Origin of the sequence: Levilactobacillus enshiensis (genome assembly GCF_007115095.1) — a bacterium.
Taxonomy (GTDB): domain Bacteria; phylum Bacillota; class Bacilli; order Lactobacillales; family Lactobacillaceae; genus Levilactobacillus; species Levilactobacillus enshiensis.
Map to the genome: position 1 here is coordinate 195,051 of NZ_SULH01000001.1, position 18,301 is coordinate 213,351.

Sequence of the window (18,301 nt, forward strand, 5' to 3'; positions counted from 1 at the left end):
GCTGAGAAATGGCTAGCTGGTTCAGCTTGAAATTATTTCTTGGGAATAAAGAAAAGGGAGGTCCTACCTCACAACTGATGACGTTGCGAGGCAGGACCTCCTTTTAATGTTTAAACAGACCTGAATTACCGCTGAAAATTCTAGTAAGGCTTGGTGCCAAAGTGCACGGCCGCCGCCCCTAGATTAAACTGCTGGTAATGAACGTTGACGAAACCAGCAGCTCGAAACATGGTTGCCAGTTCGTCGACCGACACAAAGCGGTGCGTGGACTGCTGCAGGTAGTTGTAAGCCTGATAGTGATGTGCGACTACCCGTCCCATCAACGGCACCAAGTGGCCAAAGTATAGTTGCCAACCGGCATGAACGATAGGGTTCGCGGGCTGCGACGTTTCCAAGCAGACGACTTGGCCGCCCGGCTTGACGACGCGCGCCATTTCCCGTAGGACTTGGTTGGCATCGGGAACATTCCGTAAGCCAAAGCCAATTGTAACCACGTTAAAGCTATTGTCTGGATAGGGCAGTTGCATGGCATCTCCCTGACGCAGTGTAATGCGGTCTTCAAGTTTAGCCGTGCGGACCTTAGCAGTAGCCTGTGTTAACATGACGCCACTAAAGTCCAGTCCGACCACATGACCCGCGGGACCAACGGCCTTGGCCAGTGCCAACGTCCAGTCGCCCGTACCACAACACAAATCCAGGGCAAAGTCACCGCGTTTGATGGTCATCGACCGCATCACGTTTTGCCGCCAGATACGGTGTGTCCCCAAACTGATGACGCTGTTCATGTGGTCATATTGCGGCGCGATGTGGTCAAAAATCTGTTGCACCTTGTCCTCTGGGGTATGATTCGTCAGTGCCATGCGCAAGTCCTCCTAGATTAGAGCAAATATTTAGCGTCGATGTCAGGATCTTGTGACGTTAAGATCTTAGGACCGTCATCGGTGATCACCAGGGTGTGTTCGTATTGTGCGGACAATGACCCGTCAGCCGTGACGTAGTATTCCCAAGACTTGTCGTCGGTCTCACGTGATGCAATCTCCCAAGTCCCCAAGTTGATCATGGGTTCGATGGTAATGGTCATGCCGGCACGTAAACGTAGGCCGCGACCCGCTTCACCGTAGTTAGGAACGTTGGGTTGTTCGTGCATCGTTGGCTGAATCCCATGGCCGATCAATTCACGAACGTCACCCATGTGTTCTTGACCTTCCGTGTAGGCTTGGATAGCGTGACCAATGTCACCGATCCGGTTACCAACAACGGCTTGGTCGATTCCCAAGTAGAGGGACTTCTTAGTGACATCCATTAAGTGTTGGGCTTCTGGACTGATTTTACCAACGGCGTAAGTCCAGCAAGAATCACTTTCAAAGCCGTCCAAGTTGACGGTCATGTCGACAGCGACAATGTCGCCTTCCTTAAGTAATAATTCTTTACGTGGAATGGCGTGGGCCACTTCATCGTTAACACTGACACAGGTGGCGTATTTGTATCCTTCGAATCCCTTTTCGGATGGGGTAGCGCCGTGTTCAGCAATGTATTTGTTGGCAAAGCGTTCGATTTCCCAAGTTGAGATACCAGGCTTGATGATGTCCCGTAAGCCAACGTGGACTCCGGCCAGAACGGCACCGGATGCGGCCATTTTTTCAATTTCACGATCTGATTTAAGTGTAATCAACGTGTTGCCTCCTCTAAAATTATCGTACTCTTCTAATTTACACCAATTCTGCCATTTCGGCGACTTGTGCCGGGAAAAATGTTTGGTGCGGTCGTCTGCGGCTGGTGAAGACTTCATCAGGTGAGGCAGACTTGACGACATAACGCTTTTTCCTACAGGTTATCGACCTGTTGGGGGATTGGTAAATGTTAGGAGTCCTTCTTGGATAGTGAACTGGTGTTGGTTGAATGAAATAGAATAGGCCCCGTAGATTTACTCCACAGCGCCCGAGTTGTTAAGCCTTTAGACTGGTGATTTTACCGTCGTTGACTTGATCTAAGATTCGTTTGGCTTCGGTGATGCGTGCGTCACACAAGAAATGCATGGCGTTGTCCTTTTCTTCCTCGGCCCGATCCATTTGTTCCTTTAGAAATTTGATTTCATCCGTTAAATATGCGACTAAATCCATGTTTTACCCTCAATTCCTTGCGTAGTCCGCTGGGGTTGGTAAGGTTACCAACTGCCAATTAATACCATTGTAACAGAGATTTACGGAGAAGTAACTTGATTGCATAAGGCGATAACGGTCCAATCATTTTACAGGACTTCCGAAAAGGACTAGAATAGATTCCAGTTAATAATGTTTCTAAAGTAGGACTAAGGGAGTGGGAGTTACATGCAGGAAGCAATTGATTTAAACGGGCGGCCTTACAGTCACCTTGCCTTTATTTGGACGTTACTTGCCGGGACCTTTACCATGTCGATCAGCCAATCAGCGCTGTCGACGGCGTACCCGACCTTGATGCACTACTTCAACATCCCCGCGTCGACCGTTCAATGGTTGACGACGGGCTTCATGCTGGTCATGGTGGTCATGATGCCAGTCAGTCCGTGGTTGTTGAATAACATTCGCTTTCCGGTATTATTTATCAGTATGCTTGCGTTATTTGACGTCGGGACCTTTATTATTTACTTAGCGACTAGCTTTCCCCTGATGATGTTGGGGCGGGTCATGGAAGCCATGGCGGTTGGAATTATGTTTCCTTCATATCAAACGGTCATGCTGCGAATCACGCCAGAAGCACAACGGGGGAGTGTGATGGGGTTTGCTGGCTTGGTCATGGGGTCGGCGTTAGCAGTTGGCCCGATTATTTCTGGAATTGTTCTAAAATACACCACGTGGCAGGGCCTGTTTGTGGTCTTCATGCTGATCATTACGGTCGTCTTTGTTGTTTCACTGAAAACAATCAAAGACGTGATGCCGCAACACAAGGCACACTTGGACTATTGGTCTGTTCTGAGTAGTTTAGGTTTCATTGGCATCTTGTACGTCGTCAATCAGATTGGTAAGGCCGCAGTCAACTGGGGTGCGATGGGTGGCTTGCTTGCAGTCAGCCTGTTAGCGGTGGCCTTCTTTGTTTGGCGGCAGTTCCAGGTGGACACGCCGTTACTGGATCTACGGGTTTTAAAGACGTTTAACTTTGATTTAGCTGTACTGCTGACCGGGACGTCGTACATCGCCTTGATCGTGGTCACGATTGTTTTCCCACTGTACTACCAAGAGGTACTGGGAATTTCACCGTTTGCTTCCGGTATGGCGTTGGTTCCCGGTGCGGTAGTTTTGAGCTTGCTGAATCCGTTGACTGGTAAATTAGCCGACAAAATTGGGTTCAAAGCCACCATGCTGACCGGGATGTCGATGATTGTGCTGGGGTGGTTATGGTTGACGCTGGTTAGTGGCAAGCAATCGCTACTGGCGATGATTCTGATTGCCGCTCTGATTGAAGGGGGCAATGCCTTCGTCATGATGCCCGCTGTTACGTTGGGGGCCAACTCGCTGCCCGACCAGTTGATTTCTCATGGAACGGCGGTCATTACGACCGTGCGGCAAATTCTGGGATCGACCGGGGTGGCAGTTGCCACTTTAATCTTAGCCGCCGTCACGGCCAGCCATGTCAAAGTGGAATCGACGATGTTGGCCAACTTAGCTGGCTATCGAGCAGTCTTCGCAACGTTCCTAGTCGTTGCTGTGGTGGGGTGGATCTTTGCCGCTCTTCTCCGCGACGGCCGCAAGACCAAGGCTTAATTAATAAACGATGGGTAAGCGGTCGCACCGTTAAATTGGGCTAAATTCGCGGTTCATCTGGTGATAAAAGGACTTGAAAACCCGGCGGTGTACGTCTCGCCAGTAGGCAAGGGTGCGGTCGCCTTCACCTTCATGGTAGGCGTGCTCGGCGGAAACTTGGTCGAAGGGGATGGTCTCCACGACTTTGGTTTGCGTCACGCAGACGGGCCGTCCCTGACCATCTAAAACGATATTGTATTCGCCAACCTGTGGCCGGGCATCGCTGGCATCATAGAGCTCCAGAGCGGAAGTGGTCGCGGTCTTACGACCAATTTTAACCAAGTGGGCGAGGGCATCGGCATCAAAGAAAGCGTAGGCGTCATAGTCGTTGGTTGTCACTTCTGGGTGTGCCGCCTTAAATTGCTGCCAAAATTCTTCAACTGTCATGGGAAATGGCCTCCTTAGGCTAGGTTTAATTGAGATTAAGTTTAGGCTAGTCGGTCCTGGAAAACAAGCGGCTAAATGAACGGAAAATCATAATGGCAAAATAAAATCGGCTTTTCAGAACTTTTGCGCGCTGAAAAAACCGATTTTGAATGAGGTACCAGTGTTATTCGATGACTTGTCGTTGGATTTTTTTAATTAGTGAGTTTCCGCAAAACCACGACGGCCGCCCGGCTTAGGAATCTGGTTCTGCATCATGACGCTGAAGCCGCCGTCAATGGCGATGCCGGCCGCGTTGATGTAGCTGGAACGGTCGCTGGCCAGAAAGAGAATGGCGTTGGCAATGTCATCGGTCCTCCCAATGCGCTTGCTGGCCGTCAGTTGTTTGCGGCCATCCTCGACCTTGGGATCGGCATAGAAGGCCGCTGACATCGGTGTCTTGACCAGGCAGGGTTCGAGAACATTACTGCGAATGCCAAACATGCCCCATTCTGCGGCCACCTGCTTGGATAGCATATTGACACCGGCCTTACTGGTGCTGTACGCGCCACTATAAGTCTCAGGAATGTCACTGGCTACCGTGGAGATGTGAACGAAGGTGCCATGTTTCTGTTTGATCATGAGCTTGCCAAATTCGTGGGTGACCAAGTAGTAACCGTTTAAGTTCACGTCCAGCACTTGCTTCCAAGTGGCGTAGTCGAGGTCTTCCAAGGGATCAAATTTCAAAATGCCGGCGGTGTTAATGACCACGTCAACGTGACCAAAGGTGTCCTTCACTTGATCAACGGCCCGTTGAACGCTGGTTTCCTTGGTAACGTCGCAGTTAACAGCGAGCCCAGCAATGTGGTCGTCATTGATCAACTTGGTGACCAATTCGGCCGTCTTGGCTTGGTCCATATCGAGGGCCACCACGGTTGCCTTTTGTTCGGCCAATGCCTCACAGATCTTGGTTCCCATGCCGCCAACCGCACCGGTGACGACGCAAACCTTATCTTCTAATCCTAACCATTCGGTCATAATAAGTTCCTCCTAAAGATTTAATTGCTTGAGGGGCATGTCTTTTCCAGTCCACAGCTTGAAGGCCGCGGCCCCTTGATTCAGTAGCATCCCTTGACCATTGATGACGTGGGCAACGTTGGCCCGTTGCGCAACGCCCATGAGCTTGGTGACACTCGGTGCGTAAACCGTATCGAAAACGGTCATGTTGGCATGGAACCAGGTGGGGTCGTCGACCAAAGTCTTATCGACTAATTTGCCCATGCCGAGCCCGGTAGCATCGGTGTAAATGTCACTTTCACTGATGGCTTGTTTAAACTGATCGCGGTCTTCGAGGGGATAGAAGGTCGCGTGGCAGTCAGTCTGTTCATTGATGACCTGGACGATGTGTTTGGCATTCTTGACGGACGGATCGTTGATGTTAAAGACGTTGAGGGTCTTCAGTCCGGCAAGGGCGGTCTGAATGGCAATCGGCGTGCCCGCGCCACCAACGCCTGCCAGTGTCATAGTTTGTCCAGCCAAGCTGACGCCATCATCACGCAAGGCCGCAACGAAGCCAATCCCGTCGGTGGTATAACCGGTCAACTCGCCATCGTGATTGACCACGGTGTTGACGGCACCCACGAGCTCGGCCGTCTTGTCGAGGTGGTCGAGTAGGGGAATCACGGCCTGTTTAAAGGGCATCGAGATGCTGGCGCCCAGCATCTTGAAGGCCCGCACGGCATTGAGTGCATCCGATAGTTGATCGGGTTCGACATCAAAAGCTAAGAACCGGGCGTTGATGTCGGTCTGCGCAAATGCAGCGTTGTGCATGGCAGGCGACTTAGAGTGGCCGGCAGGGTGTGCAATCAAGCCAACTAAACGCGTGTGTCCATCGATTTTCATAAAAATGACCTCCAAATTAATTTTTTAGTGAAAAACTTGTCGTGCTGGTTCTTTTTAGGGTGCAAGTTGCGGCTGGGGGAAGACATCTTAGTTGGCATCGGTAGCCGTTGCATGCTTGCCAATTCCTTGGTGAATCAGATATAAGTCGATCAGAATACCGATAACGGCGACCCCGATGGCGACTAAGTAAGACCCGTAGTATGCATGGGTCCCAGCAGACTGACTCATGGATAACGTGGCAATCTGTGGTCCAATCAGCGCACCGATCGCGTAGCCAAAGAACATGATGCCGTAGTTGGTTCCGGAGAACTTCTGGCCAAATGTCTTGCCCGTTAAGGTTGGGAAGACGACCAGGACACCACCGAATGAGGCACCGAGAATAATCAAGAAGATGGTAAAGACGGCGATGTTTTCGGCAAAGCGGAGACCCGCCAGGCCAAGAATGGTGAGGCAAAGAATGATCAGTAACGTCCGAGTCTCACCTAATTTGTCAACGGCACGGCCCGTGATCATCCGGCCGAAGAAATTAGCGAGGGTGTTGACCACGACAAAGTTAGCGGCCACGATGGGCGTCAATTGGAGCTGGACTTGCGCAATGGAAGACAGTGAGCCAATCAGCATGATTCCGGCCGTGCAGGCAATTGCGAAGAGCAGCAGTAGTAGCCAAAAGTTGAGAGAACCCATCATTTCTTTAGGTGACTTTCCAGTCGTTGCGGGTGCTGGGTGATCTTGGGTTTCCGCTGGTGTTTCCGGTGAGGCCATCAACCAGCCGACCAACCAAATAAGTGCTAAGTAGGCAATACCAATCGGCATCAGACCATTGGCCCCCATCGTGTCACACAGCCAAGCACCGGCCTTAGCCAAGACCAGCGGCCCGAGTGATGCGGCCCCGAGGAGCAAGCCGGAAATCGTTCCGCGCTTTTCGGGGAACCATTTCAACGTGGTCAGGAGGGCCGGGTTATACAGGAGACCGTTGCCACTACCGGCTAAAATCCCAATGGAGAAGTACAGGAACCAGATGTTGTGCGCGAAGGCCCCTAAGAACCAGCCGAGGCCGAAGATAAAGCCGCCAACGTACATCAACTTTTTCGGTGAAGAGTGGTCAATGATTCGACCGGAGATGATGCCGAACGCGGCCATGAAAAATTGGTAGATGGTCAGGGTCAAGGCTACTTGCGAAGCCGTGGCACTGGTGGCTTTGACTAAGGTATCAGCAAAAACGGAGAAGGCTGCCGAGGCTGAGCAACAGAAAATAATGATGAAGGCGGCGGTGAAGATGAGCCGCCGATGACCGGAAACGGGAGTTGTTTGCGTCGTATCCATAATAAAGCACCGCCTTAACTAGAATTTAGGAATAAGTGAATGATTGAGCTTAAATTTAGAAGCGCTTCCTTACGCCTTTTATGGTAGGCTGGAAGCAAGCAAAATACCAATACCGATTGGAAAGCAATCCATAGCCTGAGACTATTAGTTGTGACATGAAGAACAGAGGGATGCGAATGAATTTAAATCAACTACGCTACTTTGAATGCATTGGTCGCTTGGAAAACTATACGCAGGCCGCGCGGGAGTTACATGTGAGTCAGCCCAGCTTGACTAACGCCATTCATCGGTTAGAAGCAGAACTCCAGTTGACATTATTTGCCAAGCAAGGCCGCAACATTGTGCTGACCGACACAGGCCATGACCTGCTAAAGGTGGTTCAACAAAGCTTGCAGACTTTAGACGATGGGGTGGCCGCGGTGATTGCGGCGAATGCGCACCAGCCAATTACGATTCGGGTCGGGTGTATTCCGACCGTTATTGGGACGTATCTACCGAAGGTTCTGCACGAATTCGAGCAGGAACACACGCAACAAGTGCGCTTTGAACTCCACAGCGTGACGACCGAGCAGATTCAACAGGGGTTAGCAGCCAAGACCTTGGATTTGGGAATTGCGGCCGTTGATGGGCGGGAACCGGGTTATTTATACCATCCGTTGCTCAAACAACCGTTCATCGTCATCGCGGCCCCCAACCATCCGTTAGCGCAGCGACGGCAGTTACAGTTGACGGATCTCGTGGACGAGCACGTCTTGACTTATACACCAGAGCTATTGATCGGGCAAAAGGTGCAGCGAACGTTGAAGCGCCAGGGCGTAGCCGACCGCCTTCATTTAACGGCGGCTTATCCGGATGAAATCTCAATTGCGGGGATGGTCCAAGCGTCCACTGCGGTTGGGTTAGTCGCGGATACGCTGTATTTGGAAGCCTTCAATGTGGTCAAGATTCCGGTGGCGGTGCCGGAGGACTTACGGGTCATTTACGCGATGTATCAGGCAGACAATCCGCAGCATGAGTATCTTCGGCAGTTATTTCACCTCTTTAGTCAGCAAGACAAGTAAGAAGTTGCTTCCCTCAGCGTCTTAAGTACGCTAAAATAGCGGATAAGTCTAAGATGGTCTAAAAATTTAGGGCGGAACTGAAACGTTGTGATGACAACGAAAATTGAGACGACCGTACATACCCTAGGGGTTCTAACCCAGTTACCAACTTATGGAGATCATCTTAGCGTCAGAACCGTAGCAAACAAATTTGAAAGGGGTTTTCCCATGCAAACACCAGCACCGATTGATTTGGCTTCTTTTTACGCCAATCCAGACCGTAGCGTTGCCGTTTTAAACTATAACGAACACTTCATGACCAGTATTTTTGACTTGGTGAATAGCGATGAGTTGGCTAAGTTCGTGCAACTGTTCTTGACGGAACAGCGCGCCAAGATGCCGGCTGATGCCAATCCCGCAACGACTTTTAATCTGGTGTCGGCGCCAGAGTACCTCACGACGATTAAGGCTGTGTTGACGGATCGGACGGACGCCTACGAGCAGTTTCAGCCAGCGGAGATTTTAGCCAGCATTGAAGATCTCTACTCTTATTACCGGACCTACCTGCGGGTCGCCACGATGACCATCAAACATAATGACGTGATGGCTAGCGAATTTATGACGATTGATCAACAATTTAACGACTTAGTCATTCGCTTGTATCGGACGATTGAAGAAAAATTACAAGGTCACGCCAACCACGTTTACCGGCAAGTCAATGCTGGTTCGACGGCCTGCGTTTTGCTGCAAAAGGTCGATTGGCCGGTGCCAGCGGGGTACGAGGCGCTGAAAAATATTCGCTTCATGAGCCGGCTGATGTTACGACCACCGATGATGCTCCACACCAAGAGCAACAAGCGGAAGGGCCATTTCACGGCTACGGCGGTCAACCCAATTGAAAACTTTACGGGGACCAATGACGACTGGTACTGCTACCCCGCTTTGATTGGGGAAAGTTTGGCCTACATCTACTTCCACCGCGACTATCTGGCGTCTGGCCTGGCACTAGCGAACTTATTCCAATTGGCCGACCGCGACCAAATTGTGGGGAAGAAGCCTGACCTGGTACTGTTGTTTGGAACGCCTGGGGCAGCGGGGGATGACCAACCCGAAAACGGCCACTATTTCTACGATGCGCAGAACCAACTGTACGTTGGCCAAGTCCCTTACAACGACCAGACCACTTACTTTGGCTACATGAAAAAGATGTGTCTGACGTTGCATAATCTGCATATGATCGCCGAAAAGCGCCTACCGATCCACGGCTCGATGGTCAAGATTACCTTTACCAATGGGCAGACCAAGACCGTCGTGTTCTTCGGCGATTCCGGTGCCGGTAAGTCCGAGTCGATTGAAGCCTTACAGACGGTGGCCGACGAACAGATTGCCAACATCGAAACCATCTTCGATGACATGGGCAGCTTTACGCTGGCTGATGGCAAATTGTACGCGCAGGGAACCGAGACGGGAGCCTTTGTTCGGCTGGACGACCTGAGCAGCGAAGTGGCCTTTAATAACATGGACCGCGGTATCTATATGAATCCGGAACAGAAAAATGCGCGGGTCATTATCCCGGCCAACACCTGGCCCCGGGTCGTCGCGCATCACGAAATTGACATGTGGGTCTACGCGAACAACTACGATGATGCGGTCGGTGTGCACCGGTTTGCGGATCAACAGTCGGCAGAAGCCACCTTCGTTGCAGGAAAACGGAAAGCCTTGGGCACCACGGATGAAGTGGGGATGAGCACCACATTCTTTGCTAACCCATTTGGTCCCGTTCAGGAACAGGCTGCAACGCAACCGATCATCGATGCCGTCTTCGACCAATTGTTTAAGGATGACATTTATGTCGGCGAAATCTACACCCACCTGGGTAACGACAAGTCCCAAGAGAAGCTGAATGAGTCAGCTCGAGAATTGTTGGCAGAGCTACTGGCGTTGTAGACCCGTTTGAGGTGGACTGGCATCATTTCTGACCCACACTGGGATGAGACTTGAACTTCGGCTTTCGACCTTTAGCAGCGAGTTGGTTGTCAGGCCAAGCGTAATGATAGCAAATGTGCAAACGAAAAACGTAGACACCATCTGATTTTCGAGATAGTGTCTACGTTTTTTTATGCAATCACCTGAAGATTAAAAGTTCCAAAGTACCGGCTAGGCTTATTCTAATAATATAACTAGGCAACATAGTGGTTGATTCGCCTTACCGGCCGGCAGATATGGGCTGGAACGGTGCGAACGCAACTTGAAGCCTCGAAAGAACCGAGTCTACAAGCTTGGTTTTCTACTAAAGCCAGTAAGCAGATCACTTACTGACTAAGTAGAACGACGCGCCTGAGCCCATATCTGCCGACCTCTCGGCTTACATTGTGTTTTCAGACGAAATTGAGATTAACTATAACCGGCGTTATCAATGGCGACCTAAAATATTGGGTAACCGTGTTTGACAGCCATTTTTATGCTAAAACACAATCCGCGCCGGAGAATGCCAGGGATGGAGCCAGCCGTGAATAGGGATTGTGGGAAAAGTAGGGACGTTTAGCCAGCATATCTCTAATGCAATGGCTTTCTGCACCATAATTGTTAACTATTCAAGTAGCCGGGAGTGAGCCAAATTTGGACTCAGCCGTGGGATTTTTCAAGTGTATTGCTTGAAAAATGGCGACTTTGAGACGGTGAATTTTCCGGCTCAAAGCGAGGTCAAAGACCGCTCCACAGGCTTTGGCCGTCCTACCCACCGCGTTCCGGTCCAAATTTGGCGAACGGTAAGGCGGCAGGCTAATTGAATTGTGCAAGCAAGGCGGACATGAAGGCTTGGGCATCCCCCACGTAGCCGTAATCTGCGACATCAAAGATGGGGGCCTGCGCATCAGCGTTGACGGCCACGATGGTCTGTGAGTCCTGCATGCCGACTAAGTACTGAACGGCACCGCTGATTCCGAAGTTTAGGATCAGTTCGGGGTGAATCGTGTTACCACTCTGGCCGATTTGGTCGTCGTGCGTAAAGCGGTCCTGGTCGGTCAGTGGCCGAGAGACCCCGATGCGTCCACCGAGCTTTTCGGCTAATTTAGTGGCAGTGTCAATCGTAGCTGCACTAGCAGCACCGCGGCCTAGCGCCACTACGCGGTTAGCATCGCCGACCGTAGTGGCCGTGTTAACGACTGGCCGGGCAGTTGTCAGGTTGAGCCGGTCGACTGGATGGACCGTGACCGTGGCCGTGGTAATCTTGGCATCACCTGGTGCTGGGGTGGCGACGAAGGTGTTGGGCCGCACGCTTGCCATTTGTGGCCGGTGGTCTGGGCAGATAATCTCACACATGATGTTGTCCCCGTAGGAAGGTTTAGTGGCGACCAGGGTGTCGTCATCGAAGCGCAGGTCAAGGCAATCAGCAGTCAGACCGGTTTGTAGCTTGGCCTGTAGCCGCGGGGCGATGGAACGGCCAGTGATGGTCGCCCCAAATAGAATCGAGTTGGGTTGGTAGTCATCGACGAGTTGCTTCAGGGCGTCAGCGTGTTCAGCGTCAGTGGCGGTGGGAAAACGGTCGTCGCGAACGATTCGAATTTCATCGGGACCGTAAGCTGTGAGTTCATTTTCCAAATGGTCGGCGGTGGCTTCCAACAGGATCGTGATGACTTTGAAATGATCGCCGGCTAAATGTTTAGCTTTAGTGATTAATTGTTGGGTCGTGGGTTCGACGTGGTCTAAGCGGCGTTCCGCAATGACCCAAAGTTCTGGTTTTGACATGGCAGATTCCTCCTTAGATGAGTTGACGGTTCTTAAGGGCCGTAATGAGTTGGTTGGCAGCTTCCGTTGGCGTCCCGGTCAGCGGCGTCAGTTCCCGTTTTACGGGTTCTGGTGCGTAGACCTTGGTCACGATGGTTGGCGAGCCGGCCTGACCTAAACGCGAATCGTCTAAGTCGAGGTCGTCGTGGTGCCAAACGGTCAATGGTTTTGCGAAACTCAATTGAATATTGCGTGGCGTTGGGTAACGTGGCGTGTTTAATTCACTCCGGACGCTGACCACGGCGGGGAGGGTGGCAACCAGTGTTTGCTTGGTATCCTCTAAGAGCCGTTCAGCTGTGACCTCGTTGGTGCCGCTTAACCGTAAGCTGGCGGCGTAGGTGATCTGTGGTTGGTGTAAGAATTCAGCAACGATGGGGCCGACCTGGCCCGTATCGGCGTCGACGGCTTGCCGGCCAAATAAGACGAGGTCGACGTTGCCAATTTGCTTGATGGCTTGTGCAATCACGTAGCCAGTCGCTAAGGTGTCGGCACCAGCAAAGGCGCGGTCAGATAGGAGCACGCCAGCATCGGCACCCATGGCCATGCCTTCACGCAAGGATTCGGCGTAGTCGTCGGGGCCCATACTGAGGAGCACGACTTCGGCATCCTTGTCGGCGTCCTTCAGTTGGAGTGCCTGCTCAACGGCATTCTTATCAAAGGGATTCATGACGCCAGCTAACCCGCGTCGGTCCAAGTTATGGGTGACCGGGTCAATGGTGACGTCGTTGGTTTCGGGAACTTGTTTGATACAAACCACAATTTTCATGGGGAACCTCCTATTTATTGAATTCGGCATTAGCAATGGCGGACCGCATTTTTTCGACGGTCCCTTCAGCGATTTCCATGGCGCGTGCGTCGCGAATCAAGTGTTCAACGGGATACTCACGGCTGTAACCGTAGCCGGCTAAGATTTGTAAGGTGTCATCGCCGGCACTTACAGCAGCGCGTGAACCGTGGGCCTTGGCCATAGCAGCTTCCTCGCTATAAGGACGACCGGCAGCCTTGAGCTGGGCGGCTCGTTGGTACAAGAGCTTAGTCGTTTCTTTGCGCATGGCAATATCAGCGACTTTGCGGTGAGTGACTTGCAGCTTAGTCAGGGGTTTGTCACCGGCTTTGCGCTCTTTGGCGTAATCCGTGGCAATCTTCAATTCATGTTCCATGATGCCAGTTAGCACAGCGCCCATTAGGATGCGGGCGTCGTCGTGAGCACTGTCACCGATCATTCCGCCATCGCCGAGTTTTCCCAGTAAGTGGTCATCGTCAACGATAATGTGATCCATAACGATTTCACCAACGGGGGTGCCGCGTAGACCGATGAAGTCTTCACGCTTGCCAAATGAAAAGCCGGGCATGTCCTGGTCCACAACGAAGACGGAGAGCTCTTGCGGCGCAGTCTTGACTAGCACACAGTAGACTTGTGCGAGGCCACCGTTCGTAATCATGATCTTATCGCCGGTGATGACCCAGTGATCACCCTCGCGTGTCGCGGTCGAGCTGATGCCCATGGGGTTCGACCCACCGCTGGCTTCGGTCATGGAAAAGGCGAAGATCCGGTCGTTAGCGGATGGCAATAATTGTTGCTGAAGGGCGGGGGTCCCGAATTTTAAAATTTGATCGATGGTCTTGAAATGGCCTTCAAGGGTGACGGCCGTGCTGGCGTTCCCCCGAGCGATGTGATTCAAGGCCGTGGCCGTGACTTCGGGACCGAAGCCGGCACCGCCGAATTCTTGGGGTAACATGAGGCCTAAGAAGCCAGTCGTGGTCAACTGTTGCACAAAACCGGCGGGAAAGTCCCCGGCGGCGTCCATTGGCATGTCCTGAGGGGCAATCTCCCGGGCAGTATAATCATCAACCATTTGTAACAAAAGCTTCTCTGCGGCAGCTGTTGTGGATGGCATAGTGAAGTTCCTCCTTATCAAGTCTAAGATTGTGAGTAGCCGCTTAGCGCTGGTAGACACTTTACTTGGTGCTTACTAAAGCGGTAGAGCAGCAACGGATTTTGTTATCATGTTTGAGTGCCAGTCTTTACCTTAAGGTGACAAGCTGACCCTCATTTCATTGTTCATAACTGAACGATGTGGCGTAAGTATAGCTAATAATCGCTTGATAAGTCCAGAGATTATGCGTCTTTTTAGAATATTCGTTATTCCTAATAAGAATAAACATGATTCCAAATGTATGTAGCAGTCGTTTTTTTTGAAGGAATCAAAATTAATGACTTCAGGGCTTTTCATGTTGATATAACAGGGATTTCAGGCGATGGCCAGCGATAGCTATGTGTCGTTAAAATTAGCGTTAATGGTCAGTCAAATTTACGGATGAATAACGGGCAACTTATTCGCGATTTTTGACTGTCACCGGTGACTTAACCCAGAATAGTTTGTGCAGCGTTAGGTAATTGTGGACGCGACTTACTGGATTCGACACTGGTGTGGGGGGCTACAGAGACGGGGACGTCCGGTTAAATTTGGACAATCAGGAAAATTTTAGTAAAAAATTGGTACTTACCAGCGGAGTATTATACAATGAAACCGGATTCTTTTAATTGGAGGTGCTATTTTTTATGGAAATTACCACAAGTGCTGCTGGCATGTTGCACCAGCAAGAAGTTACCAAGTACTTATTGACCAACCGACAGGGAACGCGGGTCGCAATTCTGACCTGGGGGGCAACGCTACAAGAATTTAGCGTTGATGAAGATGGTCAACGTCACCAACTGATTGTGAACTTACCCAATTTAGCTGACTATGACCACAACCCTTATTACTTATGCCAAACGTTAGGTCGGGTCGCTGGCCGAATTGCCGGCGCCCAATTTGACCTCGATGGCCAGACGATTCACTTGGACGCCAACGAGAAACCCAACGCCAGCCACGGTGGCCCCCACGGCTTTACCTTCGTTAACTGGGACGCGACGACGACACAAACTGCGGATACCGCTAGTGTTGTGCTGACCCATACGGCCACCCCCGCTGACGACAAGTATCCGGGCAACCTCAAGACGACGGTCACCTATACACTGACTGAGGAGAATCGTTTGGACATTACGTTTGATGCCCAAAGTGATGCTGCTACGTTGTTTAACCCGACGGTCCACACCTACTTCAACGTCACTGATGACCAGCACAGTCTGAATGAGCAATGGTTGAAGTTGAGCGGTACCAAGCGGCTCGTCTTAGACCAGGCGAAGATTCCAACTGGCGAGATGGCCACGACTGCCAATACTGGTTACGACTTCAGTCAACCGCGGACCATCAAAGACGGCTTAGACCAATTACATCAAACAGGTCAGGTCGAATATGACGATGCTTTTGTTGTGGAACCGAGCAAGGACACACCAATCGCCACGGTGGGGGACACCACGGGTCACCGGGAGGTCCAAGTGTACTCTGATCGTAATGGACTGGTCGTCTTCACGGCTAATCCAACGGACGAGAAACGTGCCGATCAACGCGATTACAATGCATTAGCCATGGAAGCCCAAACCTTACCGGACGCGATTCATCACGCGGACTTTGGCGACGTGATCTTACCGGCGAACCAGCCCGTTACCCATTTAATTAGTTATCAATACATCAGAAAGTAAGAGGAGAGATTACAATGAGTTGGCAAGAAAATTACCAAGTTTGGCAACAACAACCAACGATGATTCCGTACATCAAGGCTGAATTGACGGCAATCGCCGATGACGATGCTGCGAAGAAGGCTGCCTTTACTGCCCCAATGAGCTTTGGGACGGCCGGCATGCGGGGCGTTATGGGACCTGGAATTGGTCAAATGAACGTCTACACGGTGCGGCAAGCAACTGAAGGGGTCGCCCGTTACCTGGACACCCTGGATGAGGCCACGAAGCAACGGGGGGTCGCCATCAGTTTTGATTCCCGTTACCATTCCAACGAATTTGCACACGAAGCAGCCCACGTTTTGGGGGCACACCACATTCCCAGCTACGTTTTCGATGATATGCGGCCAACACCGGAATTATCCTTTGCTGTGCGGCATTTGAACACGGCCATGGGAATCATGATCACGGCCAGCCACAATCCCAAGCAGTACAACGGGTTTAAGATCTACGGTCCAGATGGTGGGCAAATGCCACCTAAGGCGTCCGACATGATCACTGATTTTGTCCGTTCTGCCAAAGATGTCTTTGGAATCGCGGTCGCTGACGAACAACAACTGCGTGCCGACAAGACACTGCAGATCATCGGTGAAAATGTTGATCAACCATACTTGAAGAATGTTGAGAGTGTTACCATCAACGCCGACCTGGTTCACAGCGTGGGGAAGACGATGAAACTGATCTATACGCCACTTCATGGGACGGGGAAAGTTATCGGCGAACGCGCGTTGCGTGGTGCCGGATTTGAAAACTTTACGATGGTTCCTGAACAAGCGATTGCTGATCCTGAGTTCCCAACCGTGCCATTCCCGAACCCTGAGTTCGCACAAGCCTTTGACATGGCGATTGCGTTAGGTAAAAAGGAAGGGGCCGACTTGTTGGTCGCAACCGATCCCGATGCCGACCGCTTGGGTGCCGCCGTTCGTCAACCGAACGGGGACTATCAATTGTTGACGGGAAACCAAATTGCGTCCATTCTGTTGGCGTACATTTTAAAGGCCCGGAAGCAGGCTGGACAACTGCCAGCCAATGGTCGCGTGGTGAAGTCCATTGTTTCAACTGAATTAGCCACCAAGATTGCGGCAGCTTACGGTGTTGAAATGAAGAACGTCCTGACCGGATTCAAGTTCATTGCGGAACAGATTCATCAGTACGAAACGACGCATGAGCACACATTCCTGTTTGGCTTTGAAGAAAGCTACGGCTACTTGATCAAACCATTCGTACGGGATAAGGATGCCATTCAATCGACCGTGCTGTTGGCGGAAGTCGCCGCTGATTACAAGCAGCGGGGAATGACCCTTTACGATGGCATCGAAGAACTTTACGCAACGTATGGCTACTTTGCCGAAAAGACCACATTTGAAGAGTTCCCTGGCGTTGATGGGGCTGATCAGATGGCCCACTTGATGAGTGAGTTCAGAGAAAATGCACCGAAGTCATTTGCGGATGTCACGATCGATGCCGTTGAAGACTTCTCGACTGGTGTGAAGACGGCCGCCGATGGCACGACGAGTAAGATCGATCTGCCACAGTCAAACGTCTTGAAGTACTGGTTGAACGATGGCACTTGGATCTGCATTCGGCCTTCAGGGACCGAACCTAAGGTCAAGTTCTACATTGGGACCAGCGACAAGACGGATGCGGCTGCTCATGCGCGTTTAGACCGGTTCGAACAGGCCTTGAAGGACTACGTGGGGTCAATTAAGTAAAAATGAAGGTTTAACTGACAAGCAGTAGGGATGCGTTGTCGTTCCTAAGCACAGCCAGTTAGCGAATATATGCGTGGAGACACTAAAGGAGCTATGACAATTGTCATAGCTCCTTTAGTGTCTCCGGGCTTAACTAGCAATCACCGTCTGAGGAGTTGAACAACACCATCTTAAACGATAAATCATTCAGACCAGAAATAGATTTAGTAAATTTTTAGTCAATTAAATACAACCGGTTGCAATATTATTAAATCAGCTTACCGTGCAATAGTTAGTAAATCATTACACAATGAAAAAGGTTGCATAATCTGCATGAGACTCTTATGATAGCAACTGTGAAGCGCTTACATTTAAGTAAAATGTTAAGCCGAGTTTTACTTCGTTAGTTAACTTTTGATACGATAGTTGCTAGGTCCTGACCCAAATGGGATGGGCTACCGAACAACTGACCGTAAGTTTGATCAATTTAAGGAGTGTTTTCAAATGGCTAAGAAAGACGAGAAGATAACGCTGGACCCAAAGGAGTTTGCTGCGGCCGTTTTAGGTGGAAATGCGCAGTATCCTGATGAAGAAAACAAGTTGTACATTAAGCGTCAACTGACACTCTATTTGGAAGCCACGTTGTTAGCTCAGGACTTTAATCGACTGGAAGAATCACAATTCGATATGGCGAAGGCCAAACAACGTGAAGATGTTCTCTCTAAGATCATCGAACGGCGTTATCACTAGAATGTGTGTCGGGTTGCCCTGTCAGTTGCGGTTTATCGTTGAAAGGTG

16 protein-coding genes are annotated in these 18,301 nt (G+C 50.9%); 6 read left to right on the forward strand and 10 right to left on the reverse strand.

The genetic code is table 11. The features are described from left to right. Positions 1-140 precede the first annotated feature (140 nt). The 3 genes from FAY32_RS00910 to FAY32_RS14775 form a co-directional block, all read right to left on the reverse strand. Positions 141-860 (reverse strand): demethylmenaquinone methyltransferase, encoded by a 720-nt coding sequence (locus FAY32_RS00910; RefSeq protein WP_143461448.1) that lies wholly within the window; start codon positions 858-860, stop codon positions 141-143. A 17-nt stretch (positions 861-877) separates the two neighbouring features. Beyond that, on the reverse strand, positions 878-1,672 hold the full coding sequence (gene map, locus FAY32_RS00915) for a type I methionyl aminopeptidase (RefSeq protein WP_143461449.1): 795 nt from the start codon (positions 1,670-1,672) through the stop codon (positions 878-880). Positions 1,673-1,946: 274 nt separating this feature from the next. After that, entirely contained in the window at positions 1,947-2,120 is a 174-nt protein-coding gene (locus tag FAY32_RS14775; protein WP_191988122.1) for a hypothetical protein, read from the reverse strand. A gap of 207 nt (positions 2,121-2,327) precedes the next feature. Here FAY32_RS14775 and FAY32_RS00920 point away from each other — a divergent pair, with 207 nt between their 5' ends. Beyond that, the gene (locus FAY32_RS00920; protein ID WP_143461450.1) at positions 2,328-3,737 is read left to right on the forward strand and encodes an MFS transporter; all 1,410 of its coding nucleotides are present in this window, start codon (positions 2,328-2,330) and stop codon (positions 3,735-3,737) included. A gap of 30 nt (positions 3,738-3,767) precedes the next feature. Here FAY32_RS00920 and FAY32_RS00925 read toward each other — a convergent pair whose 3' ends face one another. The 4 genes from FAY32_RS00925 to FAY32_RS00940 all read right to left on the reverse strand — a co-directional run bounded on the left by FAY32_RS00925 (position 3,768) and on the right by FAY32_RS00940 (position 7,364). Beyond that, complete coding sequence (locus tag FAY32_RS00925) at positions 3,768-4,163, reverse strand: ASCH domain-containing protein (protein WP_143461451.1); 396 nt, start codon at positions 4,161-4,163, stop codon at positions 3,768-3,770. A gap of 195 nt (positions 4,164-4,358) precedes the next feature. Next, positions 4,359-5,177: an SDR family NAD(P)-dependent oxidoreductase gene (locus FAY32_RS00930; protein WP_191988123.1), complete on the reverse strand. Its 819-nt coding sequence runs from the start codon at positions 5,175-5,177 to the stop codon at positions 4,359-4,361. Positions 5,178-5,189: 12 nt separating this feature from the next. Further along, complete coding sequence (locus FAY32_RS00935) at positions 5,190-6,041, reverse strand: quinate/shikimate dehydrogenase (protein WP_143461453.1); 852 nt, start codon at positions 6,039-6,041, stop codon at positions 5,190-5,192. Between the two features lie 87 nt (positions 6,042-6,128). Next, positions 6,129-7,364, reverse strand: coding sequence for an MFS transporter (locus FAY32_RS00940; RefSeq protein ID WP_143461454.1), 1,236 nt, complete (start codon positions 7,362-7,364; stop codon positions 6,129-6,131). Positions 7,365-7,540: 176 nt separating this feature from the next. Here FAY32_RS00940 and FAY32_RS00945 point away from each other — a divergent pair, with 176 nt between their 5' ends. Further along, positions 7,541-8,425 carry a LysR family transcriptional regulator gene (locus FAY32_RS00945; protein ID WP_158727523.1) on the forward strand — a complete coding sequence of 295 codons (885 nt, stop codon included), beginning with the start codon at positions 7,541-7,543 and terminating at the stop codon, positions 8,423-8,425. A gap of 207 nt (positions 8,426-8,632) precedes the next feature. Beyond that, entirely contained in the window at positions 8,633-10,351 is a 1,719-nt protein-coding gene (locus FAY32_RS00950) for a phosphoenolpyruvate carboxykinase (ATP) (protein ID WP_143461456.1), read from the forward strand. A gap of 834 nt (positions 10,352-11,185) precedes the next feature. Here FAY32_RS00950 and FAY32_RS00955 read toward each other — a convergent pair. From FAY32_RS00955 to FAY32_RS00965, 3 genes are read right to left on the reverse strand one after another with little or no spacing between them, the layout of a single operon-like run. Further along, a complete protein-coding gene (locus tag FAY32_RS00955; protein ID WP_143461457.1) occupies positions 11,186-12,151 on the reverse strand; it encodes an electron transfer flavoprotein subunit alpha/FixB family protein in 966 nt (321 codons plus the stop codon). A gap of 13 nt (positions 12,152-12,164) precedes the next feature. Continuing rightward, the gene (locus FAY32_RS00960; protein ID WP_143461458.1) at positions 12,165-12,956 is read right to left on the reverse strand and encodes an electron transfer flavoprotein subunit beta/FixA family protein; all 792 of its coding nucleotides are present in this window, start codon (positions 12,954-12,956) and stop codon (positions 12,165-12,167) included. A gap of 10 nt (positions 12,957-12,966) precedes the next feature. Further along, positions 12,967-14,088, reverse strand: coding sequence for an acyl-CoA dehydrogenase family protein (locus FAY32_RS00965; protein ID WP_143461459.1), 1,122 nt, complete (start codon positions 14,086-14,088; stop codon positions 12,967-12,969). Between the two features lie 665 nt (positions 14,089-14,753). On the opposite strand from FAY32_RS00965, the gene FAY32_RS00970 reads away from it, so the two are divergent. The 3 genes from FAY32_RS00970 to FAY32_RS00980 all read left to right on the forward strand — a co-directional run bounded on the left by FAY32_RS00970 (position 14,754) and on the right by FAY32_RS00980 (position 18,253). Continuing rightward, on the forward strand, positions 14,754-15,776 hold the full coding sequence (locus tag FAY32_RS00970) for an aldose epimerase family protein (protein ID WP_143461460.1): 1,023 nt from the start codon (positions 14,754-14,756) through the stop codon (positions 15,774-15,776). A 14-nt stretch (positions 15,777-15,790) separates the two neighbouring features. Then, positions 15,791-17,524, forward strand: coding sequence for a phospho-sugar mutase (locus FAY32_RS00975; RefSeq protein ID WP_143461461.1), 1,734 nt, complete (start codon positions 15,791-15,793; stop codon positions 17,522-17,524). 483 nt (positions 17,525-18,007) lie between these two features. After that, positions 18,008-18,253 (forward strand): hypothetical protein, encoded by a 246-nt coding sequence (locus FAY32_RS00980; RefSeq protein ID WP_143461462.1) that lies wholly within the window; start codon positions 18,008-18,010, stop codon positions 18,251-18,253. The last annotated feature ends 48 nt before the right edge of the window (positions 18,254-18,301 follow it).